Consider the following 26,671-nt stretch of genomic DNA (forward strand, 5'->3'; position numbering starts at 1 on the left):
ATCAAATTTTAAAAAAAATGAAAAAAATAATACACAGTATCTTAAAAAAATACGGTTTCAGAATTGAAAATACAAATACATTATTTCAAAAAAGAAGAGATTATTTAACTAAATATAATGTAATTATAAATAAAGATTTAGTGTTAGAATCGTATTCAGACATCATTAAATTAGAAAAATATTTAAGTATTGAATCAATAGAGGATTATAAAGAAGGTGTAATTATCAGTTTCAATAATTTAAAATTATATGTAGAATCTAGAGAAGAATTTTTTATTGTATCAGAAGTTTTTGTTGAAAATGATTATAATTTTCTAATTAATGAAAAAACTATTTTGGTTGATATAGGCTGTAATATTGGAATGGCTTCATTGTTTTTTTCAACTAATAGTAATGTAAGAAAAATTATTGCATTCGAACCTGTCAAAGATACATTTGAAAATGCAAAAATAAATTTTGAATTAAATAAAAGTATATCTTCAAAAATTGAATTATATAATTTTGGTTTAGGTAGTTCTAATCGAAAAGAAACTTTTTTATTTGACAAAAATATAAAAGGCAATACAGGTATTAGAGGAAAAAAAAGTGTAAGTTATCAGATTTCTAATTCTATTGAAAAAAGAGAGGTTGATATTAAAAAAACATCAGAAGTTTTTTCAAATTTGTTATTGACGAACGAAAACCAAAATTTTGTATTTAAAATTGATTGCGAAGGTGCAGAATATGAAATTTTAGAAGATTTAGCGGAAAATAACTTATTATCTAAAATAAAAATATTGATGATTGAGTGGCACGATGAAGGTGCTGAGATATTAGAAAAAATTCTGTTGAAAAATGATTTTATAATCTTTTCCAGAAATTTAGAAATAAATTCGGGTATGTTATACGCATATAATAAAGTACTTTGAAAGAGATAATTTCGATAATAATTCCAACTTTTAATCGAGCTCATTTGATTTTGGATACTTTAGTTTCAATTCAGAGGCAAACCTACCCATATTGGGAATGCATAATTATTGATGACGGGAGTGTTGATGATTCTAAATCCTTAATCTTAGGGTTTTTAAAAGATGACAGGCGATTTACATATTTGCAAAGGCCAGAAAACAGACCTAAAGGAGCAAGTTCCTGTAGAAATTATGGTTTTGAGTTATCGAAAGGGAGCTTTGTTCAATTTTTCGATAGCGATGATATTATGCATCCTAATCATCTTGAGGAGAAAATTATTGCTATAAAAGCAGCTGATTTTGTGGTCTGTAAATTACAGGAATTTCAAGGTAATTTTGATTATGACTTATTCAAAACTGATAATGTTCCAGATATCTTAAAATTTGATGATTTGTTTGAAGCCTTTGTCTGTGGCAATTTTCCTATGATGATGGTTGCTCCAATGTGGCAATCTGTAGTTTTAAAAAGGCACTTGCCATTTAATGAAAATTTACATGTTTTAGAAGATCACGAATTGTATTCTCGGATACTTTTTGAATTTAAAACCTATGCAATTGTAAATAAAACATTAATCTATTATCGGCAAAGTCAGACTTCCTCCATGAACCAGTTTTATAGCAATTTACAAACGGGTATTGATTCTTATTTACTTGCAAAAAAAACGGTTTTAAAATTATCACAATCCAAGAATATAAAGTTAGCAATTTTAAAAATGGTTTTAGGAATTATGCGAATGGGTTTGGCACAAAAAAACTATCATAATGCTGAAAAATGTTTTGCATTTATTAAAACTGAAAAGTTAGCCTATAATTATAGTTTGCAAAGAAAAACTTTCAGAGTTCAGGCTTTTTACCTATTATTTAAAATTATTGGTAGAGGTAATACTAAGTTTAAATTTTTATTAAAAGTATAATTTTTTAATATATGAAAATCCTTATGGTTTCCATGCCTAACCTACATTTTTTTAGATGGACAGAACAACTTCAGGGTGCTGGTCATGAAATATTCTGGTTTGATATAAATGATAGTAGGAAAAAAGTTGAACGCCTTGATGGAGTTAAACAAATTGTTGGTTGGAAATTGCGATGGGATTTTCCAGGAAGAACATTTGTTAAACAAAAAAGTCCTACGTTCTATCGATTAATTCAAAAAATAAATGAGCGGAATACTGTTAAAGTGTTTGAGAAAAAGTTGTTGGAAATTAAGCCGGATGTGGTACATAGTTTTGCTTTGTATATTTCTTGTACTCCTATATTGAGAGTTATGAATAAATACCCCAAAATGAAGTGGATTTTTTCTTCATGGGGAAGTGATTTGTATGATTTACAAAACTATCCTAATCACTTAAACGATATAAAAAAGGTATTAAAAAAAGTTGATTATTTAATAGCTGATTGTAACAGAGATTATCAAATAGCTAAGAAACATGGCTATGAAAATCATTTTCTTGGAGTTTTTCCAGGTGGTGGAGGTTATGATTTAGATAAAATGAAATTTAAAATAGCTCCTTTTGAAAATAAAAAAACGATACTCATAAAAGGGTTTCAAGGAAGATGGGGCAGAGCCATTAGTATATTGAAAGCCTTAGAAAACCTTCAAATAATTTTAAGTCCATATACCATTGTTGTTTTTGGTGCAGATGAGGAAGTGATTCAATTTGCTAAGAGGTCAAAAATGGAAACATGGCAGAATTTTAGTGTTATTGGTAAAATAAAACAAGAAGAGGTTTTTAGTCTAATGGAGAATTCTTTTCTTTATATTGGCAATAGTATATCAGATGGAATGCCAAATGCCTTGCTTGAAGCTATTTGTATGGGAGTGTTCCCAATTCAGTCTAATCCGGGTAAAGTAACAGAAGAATTAATTATAGATGGATTAAATGGTTTGTTACTTAATGATCCAGAAAATATTGAAAATATTACGAGTACTATTTTATATGCCATAAATAATATTGAAATGATAAAAAAAGGAATCGAATATAATACCTTAAATTTGACTCCAAACTTTGACTATTTTAAAATAAAAGAGAAGGTAATTAATTCTTATTTGAAAGTATTGAACTACAACGAATTTGAATGAAATAATAAAGCTAAAGGCGCATAATTAATAAAAGAACACATGATTGTAAAAATATATAATTTAATTAAAAATTCTAGAAGGAATATCAGCATTGCACAGCATTCACAATATGATTTTAAAATTAAATTTACCATCTTTTTGACATTGACAAAAATGTATTTTAAATCTAATTTTTACAAAAATAAAACAGAAATAACCCAAAATATTTTTGGTTTTAAAGTGAGCTCTTACAGTTATGATTCGTTAATTTTTTTGTTTAAGGAAGTTTTTATTTCTAAAGATTATTTTTTTCAATCGGATACAAATGAGCCCAAGATAATTGATTGTGGAGCTAATATTGGGATGTCAGTTTTATATTTTAAATTTATTTTTCCCAATTGCTCCATTGTAGCATTTGAACCCAATCCTAGAGCTTTTTATTTGTTGAAAAAAAATATTGAACAGAATAATTTAAAAAATATTGAAGTGTATAATCTGGCGTTATCAGATGCAAAAGGAGAAATTGATTTCTATACAGGCAATGATGAGCAAATTTTGCTAGCATCAATCATAAAAGAAAGGGGAGGGATTCATAAAATTAAAATGGAAACAGACCTATTATCCAGTTTTTTTACTGATGCTGTTGACTTAATTAAAATGGATATTGAAGGTTCTGAAAAGCAAGTAGTAAAAGACTTAGTTTTATCTCATAAAATAGCTATTTCTCGGCTGTATATAATAGAATATCATCATAAAATTAATAATGAAAAATCATCACTTTCTAGTTTTTTAACTCCATTTGAAATGGCAGGATTCGATTATAATATTAAAACTTCTTTTAGGAAAAATGGTTGTTTTCAAGATATACTTTTATATGTGTATCGAGATGAAACTATTCAATAATAAAGAATAGTAATGGATTATATATTAAATTGGTCAATAACACTATTTTCATGAAGGCATCCATTTTAATTGTTACTCAAAATAGAAAAGAGGAACTTGAGCGTACTTTACATGTGTTGGAGGCTTATATTGATAAATCTATTCATGAAGTACTTGTTTTTGACGATGGAAGTTCAGATAACACATCTGAATTAATTAATACTTTTAATTGGGTAAAATGGGAATATTCAAAAAAAAATTTAGGTGCCTCTGTTGCAAGAAATAAACTTTACAAAAAGGCAAAAGGTGATATTTTAATAGGGTTTGATGATGATGCACATCCTTTGAGCAACCATTTTATTACTAAAACACAATCCATTTTTTTAGAAAATGCAAAAATTGGAATCATTACTTTTCAAGAAATTAGAGGTGTTTTCGTATCGGATCAAGAAGCATTGCAACAGGCAGAACCTGATATTGTCAAGTACCAAACAAATGATTTTGTTGGCTGCGGTTTCGCTATTCGTAAAGAAATTTATGAAAAGACCAACGGTTTTCCAACGTGGATAGATATTTATGGAGAAGAATCTTGTTTGGCTATTGAAGTGTTAGATTTAGGTTATGAAATACTTTATGATAATGCCATCATTGTGAATCATAGAGTGGACAGAAAGAAACGTTTACGGCAGGGTAGAAACTATTTTCGATTCGAAAAGCAACTCAAAAATACCATCTTTTATTATGTGGTGTATTATCCAAATCCAATGCTAAAAATAGCGAGATTGTTATTTCATAATTTTAAAAAATATGGATTGAAGGATGTAACTTATTTTAAGTTGTTTTGGATTTCAATTTTTGTATCCTTCAAAGAAATATATGATATACTGAAATATAGAAAACCAGTTCAAAAAAGTACTTTGCAAAAATTAAAAACACTAAAAGGGATAAAGTATTAATTTGTAACTAATCCTAAATCAAACTATTAAAACTATTTTTGAAACTTCTGCTAAAATATATAAAAATGAAAAAAATAGGCATCATTCCGCTTCGCAAAGATTCTAAAGGAATTTCGGGGAAAAATAAAAAGAAAATGGTAGGGCGTCCCTTGTTTTCTTGGGTGCTCACTGAAGCTATTTTTTCTGATTTGGATGCCGTTTATGTGTTTACCAATGATACGGAAATCATTCGTTATGTAGAACGGGAATATTCCTGGACCAATAAGGTATTTGCCTTGTTGCGTAACGAAGAAAATGCCAATGATACTGCTTCTACTGAGAGTACTATGATGGAGTTTTCAGCCAAAATTAATCATGAGTATGCTGTTTTATGTTTGCTTCAAGCGACTTCCCCGTTAACATTGGCAGTTGATATCAATAAAGTATTGGATAAAATCACCACAGAAAAATTTGACACTGCACTTAGTGTTGTAAAAACGCATCGTTTTACCTGGAATAGTGATGGAACCCCACAAAATTATGATGTATTCAACAGGCCCAGAAGACAAGATTTTGAAGGATTGTTAATAGAAAATGGAGCGGTATATGCCACTAAAAAAGAACTTTTTTTAAACTCTAAAAACAGAGTCAGCGGTACTATTGGATTGGTAGAAATGCCAGAGGAAACTTTGATGGAGATTGACAGTCTTTCTGACTGGAATATTGTTGAAAATCTATTGATGGAGCGACAAAAAGCAATGAAAACCAATCAAAAGATTCAATATTTAGTGTTGGATGTAGATGGTGTTTTTACAGATGGAGGAGTCTATTATAATGAAGCGGGGGAAATGGCTAAAAAGTTTGATATGCGTGATGGCATGGGATTAGAAATTTTAAGAGAAAATAATGTTGAAGTAATCACATTGACTTCTGAAAATTCTAAACTGGTTGCACAGCGTATGGTAAAACTTCAAATTAAAGAGGCATTTTTTGGTGTTAAGGATAAACATTCTTTTTTAAAGCATTTTCTTGCCACTAAAAATAGTAGTTTTGGTGCTGTTGCCTATGTAGGGGATGATGTGAATGATCTGACTAATATGTGTAGTTCCGGTTGGTCTTTTGCTCCAGCAAATGCAACCTCCATTGTGAAATTAAATGCTGATTTTGTGCTTGGTACTGCTTCCGGAGCCGGAGCTATCAGAGAAGTTTGTGAAACCGTATTAAAGTATAATAAAAGATATGACTGAGTTTAAAAAACCTTATGTAATTGCTGAAATTGGCTGTAATCATAAAGGAGATATAGCAATTGCAAAAGAATTGATAAAGATTGCCAAGATATTTTGTAATGTTGATGCCGTAAAATTTCAAAAAAGAAACAATACTGAATTATTGACTGAGGCGCAATACAATGCACCCCACCCTAATGCCAGTAACTCATATGGGGATACTTATGGTGCGCACAGGGAATTTTTAGAATTTGACGTGAACCAACATGCCGTACTTAAACAGTATTGTGAATCGATAGGGATTACGTATTCCACCTCAGTTTGGGATACCACCTCGGCCAAAGAAATAGCTTCGCTTCATCCTGAATTTATTAAAATACCTTCTGCCTGTAATAATAATTTTGAAATGTTGGGTTGGTTGTGTGATCATTACCAGGGGGAAATTCATATTTCGACCGGGATGACCACTAAAGATGAAGCAGATACTTTAGTTCATTATTTTGTTGAAAAAGGCAGGAATAAAGACCTTGTGTTGTATAATTGTACTTCAGGTTATCCAGTACCCTTTGAGGATGTGTGTTTGTTAGATATTACTTTGCTAATGCAAAAATATGGTGAGACCGTAAAACATATTGGTTTTTCCGGACATCATTTAGGCATAGCGGTAGATATAGCAGCCTACACGCTAGGTGCCAACATTATTGAAAGACATTACACGATTGATCGTACTTGGAAAGGGACCGATCATGCAGCCTCATTAGAACCTATGGGTTTGCGAAAATTAGCACGTGACTTATATGCAGTTCATAGCGCTTTATCTTTTAAATCAATGGATATTTTGCCTATCGAACAAGTGCAAAGAGAAAAATTAAAGAATCAAAAAGTGTAGGTATTTAGTTAGTAGAATGTAGATTTTTGTGTCATTTCGACGAAGGAGAAATCACATTTTTTGCTCTTTTTTTTCTCTCGTTATGTGATTCTTCCTGCGTCAGAATGACAAAGGAGAGCGAGGTTTTTGTGTTATTTCGACGAAGTAGAAATCATATTTTTTGCTCTTTTTTTGCTACTCTCGTTATGTGATTCTTCCTGCATCAGAATGACAAAGGCGAATGTAAGGTTTGTGTCATTTCGACGAAGGAGAAATCACATTAGTTACTCATTAGTATTGCTCTCGTTATGTAATTCTTCCTGCGTCAGAATGACAAAATAAAGGAATTGTAAATTATATCTTTTAAAATAATAAATCAGTACAATTTATGTATGAATTAAATGAGGGGTATCATACTTATTATGTTTATATTATCACGAACAAATACAGATCTACCTACTATATAGGTATGACAAATAACTTGAAAATAAGATTAGAACAGCATCATCAAAATATAGTTATAGGAAATAAAACATTTGCTTCAAAATACAGTTTGGAATTTTTAGTTTATTATGAAAAATTTACTTGGGTCCAACAAGCTATTGCTAGAGAAAAGGAGTTAAAAGGATGGAGAAGAGATAAAAAAACAAATTTAATTCGCTCGTTTAATTCTAATTTTGAGTTTTTGAATCATCGTTTTGTCAAGTTGGATGTGATTTCTCCTTTGTCGAAATGACACAAAAACCTACACTACATTTTGTCATTCCGACGAAGGAGGAATCACATTTGTTGCTTTTTTTTACTCTTGTTGTATAATTTTATTTTGTCTGAATGACAAAAAATAACTATGATTGTTACTCTCGTTATGTGATTTACTTCGTCTGTTCGCTAACGCTCGAGTCTCCTTTATGAGAATGACAAAAGGGATGAGTCGTTTTTTTGGAAAGAAAGAAGAATTGTTGTTGCTTTCGTTATGTGATTCTTCCTGCGTCAGAATGACAAAGAGAACGGAGTTACTTTTACTTTTTGAAACATTATTATTATCTTTAGGTCATTTTAAAGAAGAAATAAACAGGTTATTAAATTTCCCAAAAACAATCGCTATAATTTAGTTTAAACCTCTTTTTTTTCTCAATTTTGCTTTTGGAATAGAATAGAAATTCATTAAAAAAATAGTATCAAGCAGTCTCCTTTTAAAAATCTTGAAGAATGCGAAAATAGTTTGACCATAAATTTATGAGTAAAAAAATATTTGTTTTTTTTCCCGATGGAGTGGGGTTGCGTAATTTTGCGTTTACTCAATTTAAAGCATTAGGAGAGCAAAAAGGACACCAAATTGTCTATTGGAATAATACCGTTTTTTCTTTAAAAGAGGAGTTGGGTTATGATGAGGTTAAAATTAACAACCATAGCATCCATCGGTTGACTTCAATCTATTCCCGCATTCGAAAACACATCGAATTGAATGTTTCTCAAAAGAAGTTTAAGGATGATGTGTATCCTACCTATAAATTTCCTTTTAGTTACACTGGTTTGAAAAATACATTGATAACGTTTTATACGAAGTTGTTAATAGGATTGAATTCTTCGGAAAAAGGGATTGTCCGCATCCGAAAACGAATTAATAGTTTAGAACGTTCGACCGAAAAATACCAGTATTGTAAGGCGCAGTTACAAGAACATCAACCGGATTTGGTGTTTTGTACCACACAACGGGCCACGCAATCCATAAGTGCTTTACTGGCAGCCCAAGATTTAGGAATTCCTACCGTAGCTTTTGTCTATTCCTGGGACAATGTGCCTAAGGCAATGCAAGTGGTGGAAACAGATTATTATTTTGTTTGGAGTGCTTTAATGAAATCTGAAGTTTTAAAATATTATCCCTTTATCAAGGAATCTCAAGTTATTGTAACGGGTACCCCTCAATTTGAACCGCATTACGATAGCCGATTGTTGCAAGAAAGAGACGTGTTTTTTGCCCAAAATAATTTAGATACCGCCAAGAAATACATTTGTTATTCCGGCGACGATGAGACCACTTCCCCTTTGGATCACTATTATTTAGAAGATTTGGCTCATGCGATACGCAGTTTAAATACTAAAGGTAAAAATTTAGGAATTATCTACAGAAAATGCCCTGTAGACACGACCAATCGATATGGTGCCGTTTTGGAGGCTAATACAGATATTATAACCGTTTTAAATCCTATATGGAAACCGATAGGAAAACAATGGAATGAAATTTTGCCCACTAAAGAAGATTTGGGTCTATTGTATAATGTTTGTGCCCATTCTGAGTTTGTGACGAATGTGTGTTCCTCTACTGTTTTTGATTTTGTGGCACATGAAAAACCTTGTATCTATTTCAATTACGAGCAACCCCAATTAAAAAAAGGCATTCGAGACATCGGACAAAATTATAACTATGTTCATTTTAGAAGTATGCCCAGTCAGGAAGCAGCTGTATTTTGTACCGATAAAAAAGAGTTGGAATATTTGGTAAGCCAAATAATAGAAGGGAAATTATCAAATGTTTTAGAAGGGAAAAAATGGTATGAAATTGTAGCTGGTACCACTCCAACACAAGCTTCAGATAACATATGGAAAAGTATTGATGCGATTTTAAGAAAATAAATTTTGGAAAATAATTATTTAGACAGAATACGAAGGGAATTTTTAGTACAAAAAAAAACTGCTTTTAGATTTGGAAGTATTGAAGACGGAGGCTACTATATATCACCAAATAATTGTCTAGAAGCCGACATTTTGTTTAGTGGTGGCATTTCATCGAATATGGAATTCGAATACGATATGTTCCGTTTTAACAAGAAGCTACAAATCATTATGGTTGATCCTACGGTTTCAAGAAGCAAGCTATTGGTAAAGGCTATTTTGAGATTTTTTTTATTTAAGAGAGAAAAGCTGCGTTATTTTATCAATACACTTATTTTTATTTTGATGCTTCGTTCGGGTAGGGCTTGGCATGTCAAGAAATGGTTGTCTTGTAAAACCGGGATTTTAGATTCAATTAAAGAAAAAATAGTAGATTTTGAATCCCAAAAAATATTATTGAAATTAGATATTGAAGGTAGTGAATATGATTTATTGGATGAGATTTTGACTCATATTCATTTGTTTAATTGTATGGTGTTTGAGTTTCATGACTTAGATAATAAGCATACAGCGTTATATGACTTTTTAAAAAAATGTTCCGTTCATTTTGATATTATTCATCTGGAAGTTAATCCTAGTGGTGGTTTTTCAAAAAATGACGAACCCAAAGTGATAGAATTATCATTAGAAAGGAGATTCTAATTTATATTAAAGCGGTTAAATTTTTTTAGACTCTTTTATCCCATATGAAAAAATTTATAATTCAGATTCTTGGAATTTTACTTTTACTTTTACTCTTCTTACTGGTGTTTGATTTTACCTATACTACTATTTATAAAAATGCGAATCCAAGGACTAAATTTCAGTATTTAAGAAGCCTGAAAAACACAAAAGTTAATTATATTTTTTTGGGGTCTTCAAGAGTTGAAAATGGAATTGATCCATTCATTATAGAAAATAAAACTCAAAAAAAATGTATTAATTTAGGATATCAAGCATCAAAAATGGGAGATATTTATACCATTTTGCAATTATTGAAAACTTATAATATTGCCTCTGACACCATATTTATTCAAGTAGATTATATCTTTGACATTAAGGGGCACTCTATTAATTTACCCTATGAAATGACCCCTTTTATTAAAGACAGTCAAATAACAAAAGATTATTTAATCGATTATATTGGGGAAGACCCCAGTACGTATTCTGTTCCTTTTATCAGGTATTGCAGGAGTGATCAAAAGATTGGATTTAGGGATGTTTTTGCTAATCTGATTGGAAAGAAAACCACGGTAGTCGAGAGTAAGGGATATAGTCCTTTACCAGTACAGGGTCATGGTGGTAAGCACAACAACCATTTCTCCTTGCCGGCTTCTATTGCATCGTATAGTCCCTATTATGAAAAAATAAAAAAATACGGAACAACGAATCATATAAAAATAGTCTTCTTTTGTGCTCCCTTTTGTAAGCACACCAAAAATTTAGATTATATAAAAAAATTAAAAACTAAAATTCCAGATTTATATGATTTTTCTAATGCCATAAAAGAAGATTCGATGTTTGTTAATTGTTTTCATTTGAATGAAATGGGAGCGAGTAAATTCACTGAAATTTTAGTGGAAAAAATAGTAAATAATAAAAATAAAATTTAGCATGTTTTTCAATTCTCTATCCTTCGCTATTTTTCTGCCCATCGTATTCGTGTTGTATTGGTTTGTTTTTCATAAAACCAAAAGCACTCAAAATGCAGTACTCATTATAGCCAGTTATTATTTTTATTCCTGCTGGGATTGGCGTTTTTTGTTTTTGTTGGTTTTCTCTACGTTTTTGGATTATTATACCGGTATTCAAATTGAAAAAGCAAAAACAGATGGTTTTCGAAAATTTTGGTTTTGGTTGAGCATCAGCGTCAACCTTGGATTTTTGGGTATTTTTAAATACTATAATTTTTTTGCCAGTTCCTTCTCTGAGTTATTAAATGGGTTTGGGTTGCATTCCAGTCCTTTATTGCTGAATGTGGTTTTGCCTGTGGGAATATCCTTTTATACTTTTCATGGCTTATCCTACGTCATTGATATCTATTTAAAAAGGATAAAAGCCGAATATAATTTTGTTGATTATTCGTTGTTTGTCAGTTATTTTCCGCTATTAGTGGCTGGTCCTATTGAAAGAGCCACCCATTTATTGCCTCAAGTAAAAATAAAAAGAACCTTTGATTATGAAAAAGCAAAAGAAGGTGTGTATCAGATTATTTGGGGATTAGTAAAGAAAGTAGTTATTGCAGATACTTGTGCTACGTATGCCAATGCGATTTTTGATCATTATACTTCCATGAATTCCTTATCCTTACTTCTTGGCGCCTTTTATTTTGCGTTCCAAATTTATGGCGATTTTTCCGGTTATTCGGATATGGCATTGGGGATGTCTAAGTTGTTTGGAATTGATTTATTGCGCAACTTTAACTATCCGTATTTCTCCAGAGATATAGCTGAATTTTGGCGTCGTTGGCACATATCCCTGTCGTCATGGTTTCGGGATTATGTCTATATTCCGTTGGGAGGAAGCAAAGGAAGTAAATTCAAACAAGTGCGAAATGTATTTGTTATTTTCTTATTAAGTGGTTTTTGGCATGGAGCCAATTGGACTTTTATAGCCTGGGGCTTTATTAATGCGTTGTACTTTTTACCTTTATTATTACTCCATAAAAACCGTTCTAATATCGAAACCGTTCAGCTGCAATGGGATTTAAGCTCCTTAAAAGTACTGTGGAATATAGTAGCTACTTTTGGATTAAGTTGTTTGGCCTGGATCTTTTTTAGAGCAAAGTCTATTGAAATCGCTTTCGATTATATTGCCCGTATTTTTTCTAATCGAAGTTTTATACCGCAATATTTAGAAAATGAAAGATACAGTTATGAAATGGTATTGTTGGTTTTGATTTTTATTCTTGTGGAATGGAATGCCAAAACTAAAATTGAACCTATTTCCGGAAAATACAGTATCCTAAAATTAGTGCTTTGTCTAGCGGCTCTTTTGGCGTTAGGAACGTATTCTGATTATAAAGAATTTATTTATTTTCAGTTTTAATATAAGTAGGGGGAATTGACTGTACTGAGCGTCTCGTCTGTACTTCGACTAAGCTCAGTATAAACTTTCGACGTGACAGCTAAGTGGTGTTATGATGTTTTTGTCAAATCTAGCCCTTCGGCTTCGCTCAGGACGGGCTAAAGTCGAGATTGAGGTGAAGTACAGTCCACATTTATACTACATTAAAAATTTAAATTAGTACTATGAAATTCTATTATGTATATATTCTTCTTTGTAATGATGATTCGATCTATGTTGGAGTAACTTCTGATATTGATAGGAGAGTTATGGAACATAATGCAGGTAAATATCCAGAAGCCTATACGCATAGTAGAAGACCGGTTACGTTAGTTTTTTATCAGGATTTTATAGATCCTAACCAAGCTATTGAGTTTGAAAAGAAATTAAAAAAATGGAGTAGGGTTAAAAAGCAAGCGTTAATTGATGGAAATTTCGACAAATTACAAGATTTATCGGAATGCAGAAATGCAACGCATCATAAATACAGACCAAATAGTGAAGATACAGAAGGGTAGTGCGTCTCGATGCGCTCGACTTGACAAAACAGAGAGCCTGATGTAATACTTTTGTCAAATCGAGCGCAGTCGAGATTCATTCGAGAGCCATAAAAAGAAGCGTCTCGACTTTAGCCTGTCCTGAGTAAGACGGAGGACTCGACGTGACGAAGGGTTGTTGAGTTGTCAAATCGATAAGTTTTAACGAGCGAAGCCTAAACACAGTCCAGATTAGTATTTAAAAGTGAGAGCGTCTCGACTGCGCTCGACGTGACAAATAACTGATGTTAAATCGAGCGCAGCCGAGATTCATTCGAGAGCCATAAAAAGAAGCGTCTCGACTTTAGCCTGTCCTGAGCAAGACGGAGGACTCGACGTGACGAAGGGTTGTTGAGTTGTCAAATCGATAAGTTTTACCGAGCGAAGCCTAAACACAGTCCAGATTAGTATTTAAAAGTGAGAGCGTCTCGACTGCGCTCGACGTGACAAATAACTCATGTCAAATCGGACGCAGTCAGATTGCTAAATGAACAACAACAACAACAACAACAACAACAACAACAACAACAACAACAATAATAATAAAAATTAAGTATGAAACGGTTTTTAATTTTTACAATCAAAATACTTTTGCTGACCTTTTTTGTGTTGGTTGTATTAGATTTGGTATACACAAAAGTGTATTTAGAATCTTCCAATAGGGGGAAAATAGGCTATGTTTATAACTCAAAAGCCAGAGTTTACGATGTGGTGATTTTAGGATCCTCCAGAGCCAATAACCATTTTGTGGCTTCCATGTTTGAAAACAAAGGATTAAAGGCTTTTAATTATGGTATGAGTGGTGGGCATTTATTTGAGGCTTCTTTGCTGTTGAAACTAATGATAGAACGAAAGTATGAAATAAAAAATGTCATACTGGAAGCTGATTTGAACTTGTCCAATGAGCTGGAGTCCGAGAGTGTAGCGTCTAGATTTTTGCCTTATATTCACAATTCTAAAGTGATTGCATCACATTTTGCCCAGCAACCTGATTTTTGGGCATTATATTACATCCCATTTTATAGGTACATCGCTTTTGAACCCGGAATTGGTTTTAGAGAAATGTATGATGCAGCCAGAGAAAAACCTACTAATTTGTTGGATCATTTAGGCTATTATCCATTGGGTAAAAATCCAAATGCCAACATGAAAAATGACCTGACACATCTAAAGCCCCTACATAATAAATATTATGAAGAAATAAAGCATCTTTGTAGAGCAAATCACATTAACCTGATTGCCGTTATGACACCTATGTGTTCTAACACCAAAGGATTGGATTATTTTGAGAAAGTGCATGAAATGTATCCCGAAATTCACAATTATGAAAAAGCAGTAGAAGGCGATCAGTATTTTTCTTCCTGTGGGCATATGAATGATGCAGGAGCAAAACTGTTTACCAAAAAAATTATAAAAGATTTTTTTAATAAATAAACTATGCATATAGCCTTTCTTACTCCTGAATATCCTCATGAAAGAGTAGCTCATGCTGCAGGTATTGGGACCAGTATCAAAAATTTAGTAGTTGCTTTGGCCAAAAAAAAAGTCACAGTTTCTGTATTTGTTTATGGACAGCAAGAAGATGCTGTATTTGCTGAGGATGGAATTACAATTCATTTGATCAAAAATAGAAAATACAAATTCATGGGTTGGTATTGGCATCGAAAATACATTCAAAACTATCTCAATACACAAATAGTTGCTAAAAAAATTGATGCAGTTGAAGCGCCTGACTGGACTGGAATTACTGCTTTTATGCACCTGAAAGCTCCATTGGTCATTCGGTTTCATGGAAGTGATACGTATTTTTGTCATCTAGAAAAAAGAAAACAAAAACTTAAAAATTTTTGGTTTGAAAAACTAGCTCTTCAAAAAGCTAGTGCCCTTATTGCACCAACTACATTTGCGGGTACGCTATCGAAAGAGTTGTTTGGTATTACGAATAAAAAAATACAAACCATTCATTACGGATTAGAATTAGACAAATTTGAAAATCCTACTCCAGAAAACTATGAAAAAGGACTCTTATTGTATATTGGAACTATAATTCGGAAGAAAGGTGTATTAGAATTACCGGCTATTTTTAAATTAGTGCTGCAGCAACATCCCTACGCCAAACTGATTTTGATAGGAAGTGATTCTTACGATATTAGCACACAATCACTTTCTACCTGGGCATTGGTACAAAATGAATTAGATAAAGAAACACGGGATAAAGTAACCTATTTAGGAAAAATACCCTATCAAGAAATACAATCGTATATCAAAAGAGCGCAAGTATGTGTGTTTCCTACTTTTGCTGAAACATTAGGAATGGTTACCATTGAATCAATGGCGCTACAAAAACCAGTAGTCAATAGTAATATTGGTTGGGCTCAAGAGTTACTTGTTGATGGAGAAAGTGGGAGCTTGGTATATCCTAAAGATCATCAAGGATATGCTGAAAAAATAAATGCTTTTTTAGAGAATGAAACTTTATGTCAACAAACTGGTAAAAAAGCTCGAGAAAGGGTAGAACAAGTTTTTGATGTTGAAAAAATAGTGATGGAAAACATATGCTTTTATGAAGAGATAATTAAGCTTAAAAATGATTAAAAAGTGGAAAAAAAAGGTAAGTCTACTGCACAAGAAATTGTTGCTTGTTAAGTATTATAGTACCAGAATAAATTGGACTACCTCCACAACAGATAAAAAGAGAATTATTATTTGTTTCAATGGGCTTTTTTCTCATGGAGGGTTAGTAGACCGATTAAAAGGGATTGTTTCTTTTTATGAAATAGCTAAAAGTCTAGACTATGATTTTTATATTTCGTTTACTCACCCATTTCAGTTAAGTCATTTTTTAAAGCCCAATAAAGTGAATTGGGAAATAAAAGAAAGAGAATTAAAATACAATCCTTTTTCCACAAAAATAATTTATTTAATGGATAATTTTGAAGTGAATCCATTAGCTTTAATTAAGAATTCGGAAGCCAAAACGTTCCTGGTGTATAGTAATGTTGATTATTTAGGAGTAATTCATAAAGAGAATATTGAAAGTGAAAACGAACAAATTTGGCAGGTTAATTACAATGAATTGTTTACTGTTTCCCCTGAATTAAACAAAGAAATTCAAAAATTTCCTTATGATAACAGGATTGTTTTTCATACCCGATTTACTTCTTTAATGGGAGATTTTAAAGATACAAATCATACCGTTTTAGATGAAAATAAGAGGCAGGAATTAATCAAAAAACTAATTCTAAAAATGGAGGCGGTTGCTGTCTTACACACTAATAAGAAAGTATATGTGTTGTCCGACAGTATAATTTTTTTGAGTCATATAAAACAAAATACTTCTTTTACTATTTTAGAAGGAAGTCCAAAACATATTGGAATAAAAAACAATGATGCTGATTTAGAATCTCATTATAAAACATTTACTGATTTTTATTTTATGACAAAAAGTGATGTGTTATATTTGCTTAGATTAGATCAAATGTACACTAGTAGTTTTTCTAAGTACGCTGCAATTTTAGGAAAAAAACCGTTTAGAATTATACAAGAATAAATTAATAAGCATGATAACGGTTTTTCATAATGCTCAAAAAGTACTTCGAATTGAAGGGAGAGGGAATGTGACTTTAAGGAATAATACTGCTATTGGAGTAACTTTATTTGATTTAGCGCAACAATTTCCTGATGAAATTTTGGTTTGGTGCAATATAAACTGGGAAGCTTTTTTAAATAGGGATGCCATAAAAAAAATCTTCCATCACCCAAAAATGATGGTTTCGTATAATCCGTATTTTTCAAATGTAATTAATGATGGATTAGGGTATGTTGACAATGCTTCTATATTAAGAATAAATAAAGAAGTTTCTTTTTTTACTTGGCAAATGTCAAGTGTAGTGGGGGCTGTATCAGCAGGTGTTTTGAATGCTGTAACTAATCAGTTGTCTGATAAATCTAAAAATTTTGATTACTTACTCAATTCAATTGCTAAAAGAGCAATGCCAATAGGGCTTTTTTGTTATTCAGAACCCTTATTGTTTGCTCACAAAGTAAGCTTAGAAAAAGGAAATTTTTCCAATAATTATATTCTTTTTAAGTTTGTAAAACAACATTATTCAATAAAATGGATTATAATTTTGTTTTTGTCTTTTTTGCTTCACGAAAGAAAATTTTTAGTATTGCCATTGGCTTACAGTTTGTTTTTTAAAAAGCGCAATTGGAACTCTAATTGTTTAGATGCTATTGAAGTGAAATCGAATAAAAAAGTATCTTTCACGAATGAAATTGATGTGATTATACCTACTATTGGAAGAGCAAAATATTTAAAAGCTGTTTTGTATGATTTGCGTAACCAGACTCATTTACCCAAAAAAGTAATTATTGTAGAACAGAATCCATTAGCAGAAAGTAAAACAGAATTGTATTTTATTGCTGGAGAAAAATGGCCATTTCAAATAGAACATATTTTTACTCATAAAGCAGGTGCTTGTAATGCTAGAAATATTGCTTTATCTAAAGTTCAAAGTGAATGGGTGTTTTTGAATGATGATGATAATGAGATAGCAAATGATGTTATTGAAAAAACGCTAAGAAATTGTATTCAATATGGTATCGAAGCTGTTGTAAATTATTATCCTCAAAAGCATGAAAAAAATGATTTTAATAAAGTGCATCAAACGACGATTTTCGGTTCCGGCTGTTGCATTGTAAAGAAAGATAGTTTGAGTAGCGTGCAATTTAATAGTAAGTACGAATTTGCCTATGGAGAAGATTTTGATTTTGGAATGCAATTGCGAAATAGTGGAACAGATGTAGTCTATTTCCCTGAACCTATGATTTTACATCTCAAAGCACCTATAGGAGGATTTAGAATTAAGCCAATTTTTGAATGGGATAATGGGGCTATTTTACCTAAGCCCTCGCCTACGATTATGTTAAATAGTCTGGTCTATAAAACAGAACAACAATTGTTTGGCTATAAAATGGTTTATTTTTATAGTTTATTTTGGGCCAATTGGAAACAAAATCCAATTCGTTTTTATAAACGAACTAATGCACATTGGGATGCCAGTTTGTATTGGGCAAAAAAACTTCAAGCAAATGATTAAAGTTTTTACTGATACTTCATTTATAACGCCTGAATACAGAAGTATAATTTTTCCGTTGTTATTTGATTTGTGTTATATTCCTAATTTAGGTCTATTGGAAAAGTATATCTTAGTTGATTCTATTGAAGCTTCAGATATAGTTATTGTTCCTGTTGATATTGGTTTTTTTTTAAAAAATAATAAAACACATTGGCTTAAAGAATTTATTACTAATGGAAACCAAGCTAATAAAAAAGTTTGGATCTATACTGCTGGGGATTTTGGAATTACACTCAATGAAGATGTGTTTACATTTCGGTTTGGAGGGTTTGGGAGTAAAGTAGATGGTAAAACTTTTATTTTACCCTGTTTTATTTCTAATCCTTATGCTCAACTTGATATTGAATTTAAGCCTATTACCAAAATAAAGCTGCCTAAAATAGGATTTGTTGGGCATGCGAGTGGCTCTTTTATCAAATGGGGGAAAGAATATTTAGCTTACCTGAAACAAAATTTAAAACGAATCATAAAGTTTATTTATACAGATTACCAAGCCTTTTATCCGTCAAGCTATAAACGGTATCAATTTCTTAGTGCTTTAGAAAAAAGCGAACTAATAGAAACTAATTTTATTTTTAGAGATAAATATAGAGCAGGAGTAAAATCTGAGTTAGAAAAAAAACAAACCAGTGCTGTTTTCTTCGAGAACATAGCCACAAATCCTTATGTTTTTTGCCTCCGCGGTGTTGGTAATTTTTCGGTTCGTTTCTACGAAACACTTGCTATGGGTAGAATACCTTTAGTGATTGATACTGATTTTAAACTACCACTCGATTCTTTAATTAATTGGAAAAATCATTGCGTAATGGCAAATAAAGATAATTTTATGGAAACGTTGATTGATTTTCATACAACTATAAGCGATGCTGATTTTGAGCAAATGCAGTATAATAATCGTAAATTGTGGAGTACTTATTTAAATAGGGATACTTATTTTAGTATAATCCATGATCATTTTAAAAAAACAGAATAATGAATTTCACTTTGATTATTTGTACCTATATGCGGTCAGAAGCATTACTCCGGTTATTACAATCGGTTCAAAAGCAAACTGTTTACCCTGACGAAATTCTTATTATTGATGGTTCAATTAATCAAAAAACAAAGCAGGTTTTAAAAGTAAATATATTTTCTAATTTGAAATATTTCTCTGTTCCAGAAAATTTTAGAGGGTTAACGAAGCAAAGAAATTTTGGTATAGGCAAAGTAGCTCCCACCAGTGATGTAATTGCTTTTTTGGATGATGACACCGAATTGTCTTCCACTTATTTTGAGGAATTAATTAAAACCTTTGCCGATGATCAAGCCATTTCTGGTGTTGGAGGTGTTGCGATTAATGAGAATTGTTGGAACTTGATAGCACCTGAAAAAAAATATGATCCTAATCGTTATTTTCTGTTTGAGGGATTCGTTTATAAAGAAGGGCAACGCAATTTAGTTCGCAATTATTTAGGATTGCACTCTAATGTCGGTCCAGGAAAAATGCCTGATTATTCGCATGGTAAAACTTGTGGATTTCCATTAAATGACAAAGTCTATGAAGTGGATTTATTGATTGGTATGTCATTCGCCTTTCGAAAAAAAGTGTTTGAGGCTATTCGATTCTCTACTTATTTTGAGGGTTATGGTTTGTATGAAGATGCAGATTTTAGTATTCGGGCTTTGCAATTTGGAAAAAATGTAATCAATACCAAAGTGCAGTTAAATCATTATCATCATCCATCAGGAAGGCCAAATCGATATCAATACGGTAAAATGGTCGTGCGAAATGGTTGGTATGTGTGGAGGGTGAAAAATCCGAAGCCAGATATAAATACTCAATTTAAATGGCATTCTATAACAATACTTTTGACTATAATCCGCTTTACCAATGCATTGACCACTAAAAATAAAAAAGAAGCTTTTACGGAAGCTTTAGGCAGAACTGTGGGGTGGTGGAGTTTACTTATTCATAAGCCAAAATTAGAAAATTAATGACCTTTGTAATTATAACCCATGTCCCCCATATTCTATTGCAAAACAAGTATTTTGCCTATAGTCCCTATGTATTGGAAATGAATATTTGGACTCAATATGCTAATGAGGTCGTTATTGTTGCACCAATAACAGATTTAGGGAAAACTCCTGTAGATATTGCTTATGAGCATCAAAATATTAAGTTTGTGCCTATTGATAGTTTTGATGTGTTGCATCTAAAATCTATTTTTAGAACAATTTTAAAAGTACCTAAAATAACTTGGCAAATTTTCAAAGCCATGCAATCTGCTGGGCATATTCATTTACGTTGCCCCGGAAATATAGGGTTATTAGGTTGTCTTATACAAATTGTATTTCCGAATAAGCCTAAAACAGCAAAATACGCAGGGAATTGGGATCCTAAATCGAATCAACCGTGGACGTATCAATTGCAACAATGGATCTTGAGTAACCCTTTTTTGACCCGTAATATGCACGTTTTAGTCTATGGTGAATGGGAAGGAATGACTACTAATATCAAACCTTTTTTTACGGCTTCTTATACTGAAAAAGAGGTGATTCCGGTAGCTCAAAAAGAGTTAAAAGGTCTTGTTAATTTCATTTTTGTTGGGACTTTAGTAAAAGGAAAGCATCCACTGTATGCTGTTCAATTAGTAGAAAATTTGCACCTTAAAGGATATTCAGTACGTTTGAGTATCTATGGTGAAGGTGTTGAACGAGAAATGCTGGCGGATTATATTGCAGCCCATGCATTAGAAAAAATTGTTTCATTACAAGGGAATCAAGCGCGGGATATTGTTAAGAAAGCCTATCAAGACAGCCATTTTGTGGTTTTGCCTTCTGAGAGTGAAGGTTGGCCAAAAGCGATTGCAGAAGGTATGTTTTGGGGCTGCGTCCCAGTTGCTACCTCTGTCTCTTGTGTTCCTTTTATGTTGGATTATGGAAAAAGAGGTGTTTTGTTAGAGATGAATTTAGAAAAAGATAGTGCCCAAATAGCGGTTGTTTTACATGATCAAACCGATTTTGATGCTAAACGAAATAAAGCTGCGGAATGGTCTAGAGGTTATACTTTAGATGTTTTTGAGGAGGAAATTGCGGAATTGTTAAACGGTTCTCGATACGATTTTTAAAGCTTGGATTCTTTATTTTAAGAAGTGTGATAGTTGAAGCTTTAAAAATCACTCGAACTGACGCGAATTGGGTATTTAGAGGATTATTTATTATTATTAAAATGGTTCTCGATACAATTTTAAAGCTTGGATTCTTTATTTTAAAGAGTGTGATAGTTGAAGCTTTAAAAATCACTCGAACTGACGCGAATTGGATATTTAGAGGATTATTTATTATTATTATTAAAATGGTTTTCGATACGATTTTTAAAGCTTAGATTTTTTATTTTTAAGGAGCGTAATAGTCGTAGCTTTAAAAATAACTCGAACTGACGCGAATTGGATATTTAGAGGATTATTTATTATTATTAAAATGGTTCTCGATACGATTTTTAAAGCTTGGATTCTTTATTTTAAGGCGTGTGATAGTTGAAGCTTTAAAAATCACTCGAACTGACGCGAATTGGGGCTTTAAAGCATTATTTATTATTATTAAAACGGTTCTCGATACAATTTTTAAAGCTTAGATTTTTTATTTTAATGAGCGTAATAGTCGTAGCTTTAAAAATCACTCGAACTGACGCGAATTGGGTATTTAGAGGATTATTTATTATTAGGAATGGTATTTTAAGGATGACACGTTTGTAATAATAGCAAATTATGATGCGATTCCTTCTTCGTCGAAATGACAGTTTTGTGGAGCTAACAAACTAAAAGAAGATAAAAAAAACAAAAAATGCGGATTATTCAAATTATAGATTCACTTGAGGCAGGAGGGGCAGAGCGCATGGCGGTCAATTATGCTAATGCCTTGGTTAAACAAATTGATTTTTCCGGATTAGTAGTTAGTCGTAAAGAGGGACCACTTGTATGTCAGGTTGATACTGCTGTTTCCTATTTGTTTTTGAATAGAAAAGGGGTTCTTGACTATAAAGCACTTTTTAAGTTGAGAAATTATGTGATAGCCAATAAAGTGACACTTGTCCACGCCCATGGGACTTCGTTTTTTATTGCTGTTTTGCTCAAATTGATTTATCCTAAGGTTAAAATTATATGGCATGAGCATTATGGTGCACGAGCGAATGAATCAATTTTAAATAATTTTATATTATTTTTTTCTTCTGTGTGTTTTTCTTCGGTTTTTGTTGTGAATCACCAATTACAAGTTTGGGTAAAAAAGAAATTATTGGTAAAAAACGTATTCTACATCCCCAATTTTGCTTTACTTGATGAAAATTATCCTAAGACCACTTTTTTAAAAGGAAATCAAGAAAAACGAATGGTTTGTTTGGCTAATTTAAAAGATCCTAAAAATCATATAGCGGTACTTGTTGCATTTAAAGAAATGAAATTAAATGAATTAGGTTGGAGTTTACATTTAATTGGAAAAGATTATAATGACAATTATTCTCTTGAACTTAAGGAATTTATAATGAAAAATAATTTGGATTTTTTTATTTTTTTATATGATTCTAAAAATGATATACAGCATATTTTATCACAAGCAACAATAGGAATATTAGCCTCAACTACTGAGGGGTTTCCTGTTACTTTATTGGAATATGGATTAGCGCGATTGCCTGTTGTCTCGACTAACGTTGGGTATTGCCCATTAATCATTAAAGATAATTTTAGTGGTTTGTTATTTGACCCTTTAAATAATATGCAATTGCAAGAACAACTTAACAAAATAATTTCCAGCCAGAGACTAAGAGATAGTTTTGGATTACATTTGCACCGATTGGTTTTAGAAAATTATTCTCAAGATAAAGTAATTCAGTATTTATTCTCAAGATATAATAGTGTTTAAAAAATAATTACGAATGAAAAAAGAAGATCAGACTTATCTTTATTTAATCCTAATTCATGTTTTTATTGGTTTTTTGGCTTATGTAATACCTTTTACTTCTAAAATATATGGCTATTCTATTTATATATTTTTGTTTTTTTATATTATTAAAAAACAAAATCGAAATCATGAAGCCCTAATAGCAGCAGCCTATGTTGTAGGGAGTGAGGTTTTTTTGAGGATGACCCATGGGAATCCTTTATATGAAATTTCTAAATATGGGGTGATACTATTTCTTTTAACCGGGATGTACTATAGTGGTTTCTCCAAAGGTGCCGTACCTTATTGGGTATTTTTGTTGTTGTTGGTTCCCAGTGTGATTATTTCCACCTTTGTGTTGGATTTTGACACGGATATCCGGAAAACCATTGCATTCAATATTTCTGGCCCCGTCTGCTTAGGAATAGCTTCCCTATATACTTTTAGGCGCAAAATTTCATTTGAGCAAATGAATAATATACTACTCAGTATGGGACTTCCTATTATTACCTGTACTATTTATTTAATTTTTTATACTGAAGATATTAGAGAGGTTATTACCGGGACCGGATCCAATAGTGAAACTTCTGGGGGATATGGACCTAATCAAGTGGCCACCGCTTTAGGCTTGGGGATGTTTATCTTTTTTTCCAGGGTTATTTTGGAATCCAGAAATAAATTTTTAGTGGTGATTAACTTAATTATAGCCCTTAATATTACCTATCGCGGGATGCTTACCTTTTCCAGAGGCGGCATGATCACTGGTTTTTTGATGATAGTATTGTTGTTATTCTTTTTGTATTTTAAATCCAATTACAGAGGAAAAGTAAAACTCAATTATATTATTGTATTGGTTGTTCTTGCCATGATGGCAACCTGGGGATATACTTCTTTCCAAACGGGAGGATTGATTGATAAACGTTATGCCAATCAAGATGCGGCTGGAAGAGTAAAAAAAAGTAAATTTACAGGAAGGGAAGAAATTGCGCAAAGCGAAATCGATATGTTTTTGAAGAATCCTATATTTGGTGTAGGAGTTGGTAAAGGGACTGAAGTGCGATTGGTTGAAACGGGAATTAGTGCACTATCTCATGATGAAATTACCCGTATGCTGGCAGAGCATGGTACCTTGGGCATCATAGCATTACTAATCTTATTCTTCACCCCACTTGTTTTGTATTTAGAAAATAAGTTCAATATGTTCTTATTGTGTTTTGTTGTATTCTGGTTGTTGACGATTAATCATGCTGCCATGCGAACCGCGGCACCTGCTTTTGTGTATTCGTTGTCCTTGCTAAATGTGCAGTTGGGTTCGGGAAGTAAAAAAGTTAAAAAGGAAGAAGGGTTTTAAGTAGCAAGTATCAGGTATTAAATTAGCATCTCAAAAAAATGAAGTTTTAGATAAATTAAACGTGTTACGCGTAAAAATAAGTGTAGGCAATTTTCGTTTTACCCCAACCCTAAAGGGAGCCGAAAATTTAGAACTTGAGTTTTAAGTGAGAAACTTTTCGTTTTACCCCAGCCCTAAAGGGAGTCTGAAAATTTAGAAAGAATGTTTGTTTGTAACGGGGATTTTGTATTTCTTTTTTGCTCCCTTTAGGGTTAGGGGTAAACAAAAAAGAAATATGCAACCTGACGGAAGTAGTTTTAAGAAGCGGTTTTCAATATGATTTTGCGTCCTTTTTTAATTGTCTTGGAGCGTGTTATTAAATAAATCTGTTAAAAAGAAAATTTTGTTAAAAAAATCAACATATCTTAAATTTAGTTTGCTGCAAAAGCCCTAAATTGCGGCAATAATCCTAAATACCACCCATGTTTTCAGTAGACAAAATGCATTTTGAAATCTCAGAGCGAAAGATGATTCTTCGTTTTTTTGATGTGTTTTTTGTTTTGAGTGCCTTGTTTATGGTAGGTAAGATTTTCGATTTTGATTATTTCACTTTTTCCACCACTAATTTTTATTGGACTATCGTTTTGGCCATTTATCTTAATCTTTTTGGAACTATTTTTGAAATGTATAACCTTCAAGTAGCCAGCAATCAATTTCTGGTGTTGCGAAGTGCTGTTCTTACGGTCTCAACCACCGTTTTATTGTATTTATTGACTCCCGTTTTTTCTCCCGAACTACCTTCCAAAAGAATTGAAATCCTATTGTTCTATTTTGTCGTTTTTCTTTCTTTGGTTTTATGGCGTTTGTTTTATGTTACTTTTTTAGCTTCCAATCGGTTTTTTCAAAATGCCATTTTGATCTGTGATAAAGAACAGGTGGAGGAATTGATTTTAGGATTAGAAAATATAGATCCCCATTATAAAATAATAGGCTTTGTCCATGCTGATGCTGTTGAAGACGAAATATCGGAATATCACTATGTACCCAACATAAAAAGAGCCGAATTGTTTTCTTTCGTCAAAGAAAATTCCATATCTGAAATTGTGATCGCTTCCCAAAAGACAGAAGGAATTACTGCGGAATTGTATCAGCAATTGCTTCATTTATTAGAGTCTGGAAGTATTATTAGGGAGTATACCCAAGTGTACGAAAGTAAAACGCAACGCATCCCGGTTCATTATATCGCCAGAGATTTTTATCGGTTCTTCCCTTTTAGTCGCAGTAATCATAATAAGTTGTATTTATTAGGTGTTCGATTTTTAGAAATAGCTACTTCGGTTCTTGGATTGTTCATCGGTCTGATTTTATTTCCATTGATACTCATTGGAAATGCTATAGGAAACAGAGGGAAACTGTTTTATACCCAAGAACGTGTAGGTAAAGATGGAGTCATTTTTGAAATCTTAAAATTCAGGACTATGATTACCAATGCCGAATCCAATGGAGCTGTTTTTGCCGCTACACAAGATTCAAGAGTAACTGCATTTGGAAAATTTTTGAGAAAAACCAGAATTGATGAATTTCCTCAATTTATAAATATTCTAAAAGGCGACATGGCTGTTATAGGTCCACGACCAGAACGCCCCTTTTTTGTTAAAGAAATAGCTGAAATAATGCCTTTTTACGAAACACGGCATATCATTAAACCTGGCTTGACGGGTTGGGCACAAGTCAATTATTCCTATGGTGCCACAATTGAAGACAGTTTGATAAAACTACAATATGACCTGTATTATATCAAACACCGAAGTATCTTCCTAGATCTAAATATTGCTTTTAAAACGATTACCACTGTGTTGTTTTATAGAGGGCAGTAGGGGGGAATAAATTATTAAGGACACACCCTCGCCCTTCTCAAGAGAGGAATTGAGAAGTGGAATTACGAATATAAATAATATTTCAGATTCTTTACTACTGCGTTTTGAAAAAAAGATATTATGGACATGCTAACTTAGCCATCACAGAAAGTTAAGAAATAAATCTTAATTTTAACCTATGAAACAAGTGCGCAAAATTTATGACAAAGCTTTTAAAGAGAAAGCAGTCCAATTGAGT

At 32.1% G+C, this 26,671-nt stretch carries 23 protein-coding genes; all 23 read left to right on the forward strand.

What is annotated here, in order from left to right; all coding sequences use genetic code 11:
- Positions 1 to 17: 17 nt before the first annotated feature.
- Complete coding sequence (locus ACM55I_RS12730; RefSeq protein ID WP_416847185.1) at positions 18 to 908, forward strand: FkbM family methyltransferase; 891 nt, start codon at positions 18 to 20, stop codon at positions 906 to 908.
- Entirely contained in the window at positions 905 to 1,861 is a 957-nt protein-coding gene (locus ACM55I_RS12735) for a glycosyltransferase family 2 protein (protein ID WP_416847186.1), read from the forward strand. The genes ACM55I_RS12730 and ACM55I_RS12735 overlap by 4 nt, the downstream gene beginning before the upstream one ends.
- 11 nt (positions 1,862 to 1,872) lie before the next feature.
- Positions 1,873 to 3,027, forward strand: coding sequence for a glycosyltransferase family 4 protein (locus ACM55I_RS12740; RefSeq protein WP_416847188.1), 1,155 nt, complete (start codon positions 1,873 to 1,875; stop codon positions 3,025 to 3,027).
- Positions 3,028 to 3,066: 39 nt separating this feature from the next.
- A complete protein-coding gene (locus ACM55I_RS12745) occupies positions 3,067 to 3,909 on the forward strand; it encodes an FkbM family methyltransferase (RefSeq protein ID WP_416847190.1) in 843 nt (280 codons plus the stop codon).
- A gap of 50 nt (positions 3,910 to 3,959) precedes the next feature.
- Positions 3,960 to 4,844 (forward strand): glycosyltransferase family 2 protein, encoded by an 885-nt coding sequence (locus tag ACM55I_RS12750; protein ID WP_416847191.1) that lies wholly within the window; start codon positions 3,960 to 3,962, stop codon positions 4,842 to 4,844.
- A gap of 65 nt (positions 4,845 to 4,909) precedes the next feature.
- On the forward strand, positions 4,910 to 6,070 hold the full coding sequence (locus tag ACM55I_RS12755) for a cytidylyltransferase domain-containing protein (RefSeq protein WP_416847193.1): 1,161 nt from the start codon (positions 4,910 to 4,912) through the stop codon (positions 6,068 to 6,070).
- Positions 6,063 to 6,938, forward strand: coding sequence for an N-acetylneuraminate synthase family protein (locus ACM55I_RS12760; protein WP_416847194.1), 876 nt, complete (start codon positions 6,063 to 6,065; stop codon positions 6,936 to 6,938). Before ACM55I_RS12755 ends, ACM55I_RS12760 begins: the two co-directional genes overlap by 8 nt.
- A gap of 367 nt (positions 6,939 to 7,305) precedes the next feature.
- On the forward strand, positions 7,306 to 7,653 hold the full coding sequence (locus tag ACM55I_RS12765) for a GIY-YIG nuclease family protein (RefSeq protein WP_416847196.1): 348 nt from the start codon (positions 7,306 to 7,308) through the stop codon (positions 7,651 to 7,653).
- A gap of 500 nt (positions 7,654 to 8,153) precedes the next feature.
- On the forward strand, positions 8,154 to 9,551 hold the full coding sequence (locus ACM55I_RS12770) for a glycosyltransferase family protein (RefSeq protein WP_416847197.1): 1,398 nt from the start codon (positions 8,154 to 8,156) through the stop codon (positions 9,549 to 9,551).
- A gap of 3 nt (positions 9,552 to 9,554) precedes the next feature.
- Positions 9,555 to 10,232: an FkbM family methyltransferase gene (locus ACM55I_RS12775; RefSeq protein ID WP_416847199.1), complete on the forward strand. Its 678-nt coding sequence runs from the start codon at positions 9,555 to 9,557 to the stop codon at positions 10,230 to 10,232.
- Positions 10,233 to 10,276: 44 nt separating this feature from the next.
- Positions 10,277 to 11,182, forward strand: coding sequence for a hypothetical protein (locus tag ACM55I_RS12780; RefSeq protein WP_416847201.1), 906 nt, complete (start codon positions 10,277 to 10,279; stop codon positions 11,180 to 11,182).
- Position 11,183: 1 nt separating this feature from the next.
- Positions 11,184 to 12,617, forward strand: a complete 1,434-nt coding sequence (locus ACM55I_RS12785) for an MBOAT family O-acyltransferase (protein WP_416847202.1) — start codon at positions 11,184 to 11,186, stop codon at positions 12,615 to 12,617.
- 203 nt (positions 12,618 to 12,820) lie between these two features.
- Complete coding sequence (locus ACM55I_RS12790; RefSeq protein WP_416847204.1) at positions 12,821 to 13,153, forward strand: GIY-YIG nuclease family protein; 333 nt, start codon at positions 12,821 to 12,823, stop codon at positions 13,151 to 13,153.
- A 573-nt stretch (positions 13,154 to 13,726) separates the two neighbouring features.
- The gene (locus tag ACM55I_RS12795; RefSeq protein ID WP_416847205.1) at positions 13,727 to 14,605 is read left to right on the forward strand and encodes a hypothetical protein; all 879 of its coding nucleotides are present in this window, start codon (positions 13,727 to 13,729) and stop codon (positions 14,603 to 14,605) included.
- 3 nt (positions 14,606 to 14,608) lie between these two features.
- A complete protein-coding gene (locus ACM55I_RS12800) occupies positions 14,609 to 15,766 on the forward strand; it encodes a glycosyltransferase family 4 protein (RefSeq protein ID WP_416847207.1) in 1,158 nt (385 codons plus the stop codon).
- Positions 15,759 to 16,721: a hypothetical protein gene (locus ACM55I_RS12805; RefSeq protein WP_416847208.1), complete on the forward strand. Its 963-nt coding sequence runs from the start codon at positions 15,759 to 15,761 to the stop codon at positions 16,719 to 16,721. The genes ACM55I_RS12800 and ACM55I_RS12805 overlap by 8 nt, the downstream gene beginning before the upstream one ends.
- 10 nt (positions 16,722 to 16,731) lie before the next feature.
- Entirely contained in the window at positions 16,732 to 18,273 is a 1,542-nt protein-coding gene (locus ACM55I_RS12810) for a glycosyltransferase family 2 protein (protein WP_416847209.1), read from the forward strand.
- Entirely contained in the window at positions 18,266 to 19,285 is a 1,020-nt protein-coding gene (locus ACM55I_RS12815) for a hypothetical protein (RefSeq protein ID WP_416847211.1), read from the forward strand. The genes ACM55I_RS12810 and ACM55I_RS12815 overlap by 8 nt, the downstream gene beginning before the upstream one ends.
- Positions 19,285 to 20,286, forward strand: a complete 1,002-nt coding sequence (locus ACM55I_RS12820) for a glycosyltransferase family 2 protein (protein ID WP_416847212.1) — start codon at positions 19,285 to 19,287, stop codon at positions 20,284 to 20,286. Before ACM55I_RS12815 ends, ACM55I_RS12820 begins: the two co-directional genes overlap by 1 nt.
- Entirely contained in the window at positions 20,286 to 21,419 is a 1,134-nt protein-coding gene (locus ACM55I_RS12825) for a glycosyltransferase (protein WP_416847214.1), read from the forward strand. Before ACM55I_RS12820 ends, ACM55I_RS12825 begins: the two co-directional genes overlap by 1 nt.
- Positions 21,420 to 22,134: 715 nt before the next feature.
- Positions 22,135 to 23,208 carry a glycosyltransferase family 4 protein gene (locus ACM55I_RS12830; protein WP_416847215.1) on the forward strand — a complete coding sequence of 358 codons (1,074 nt, stop codon included), beginning with the start codon at positions 22,135 to 22,137 and terminating at the stop codon, positions 23,206 to 23,208.
- A 13-nt stretch (positions 23,209 to 23,221) separates the two neighbouring features.
- The gene (locus ACM55I_RS12835) at positions 23,222 to 24,577 is read left to right on the forward strand and encodes an O-antigen ligase family protein (RefSeq protein WP_416847216.1); all 1,356 of its coding nucleotides are present in this window, start codon (positions 23,222 to 23,224) and stop codon (positions 24,575 to 24,577) included.
- Between the two features lie 461 nt (positions 24,578 to 25,038).
- Positions 25,039 to 26,433, forward strand: a complete 1,395-nt coding sequence (locus tag ACM55I_RS12840) for an exopolysaccharide biosynthesis polyprenyl glycosylphosphotransferase (protein WP_416847217.1) — start codon at positions 25,039 to 25,041, stop codon at positions 26,431 to 26,433.
- The last annotated feature ends 238 nt before the right edge of the window (positions 26,434 to 26,671 follow it).

The organism is Flavobacterium algoris, from assembly GCF_048158525.1.
Classification (GTDB): domain Bacteria; phylum Bacteroidota; class Bacteroidia; order Flavobacteriales; family Flavobacteriaceae; genus Flavobacterium; species Flavobacterium algoris.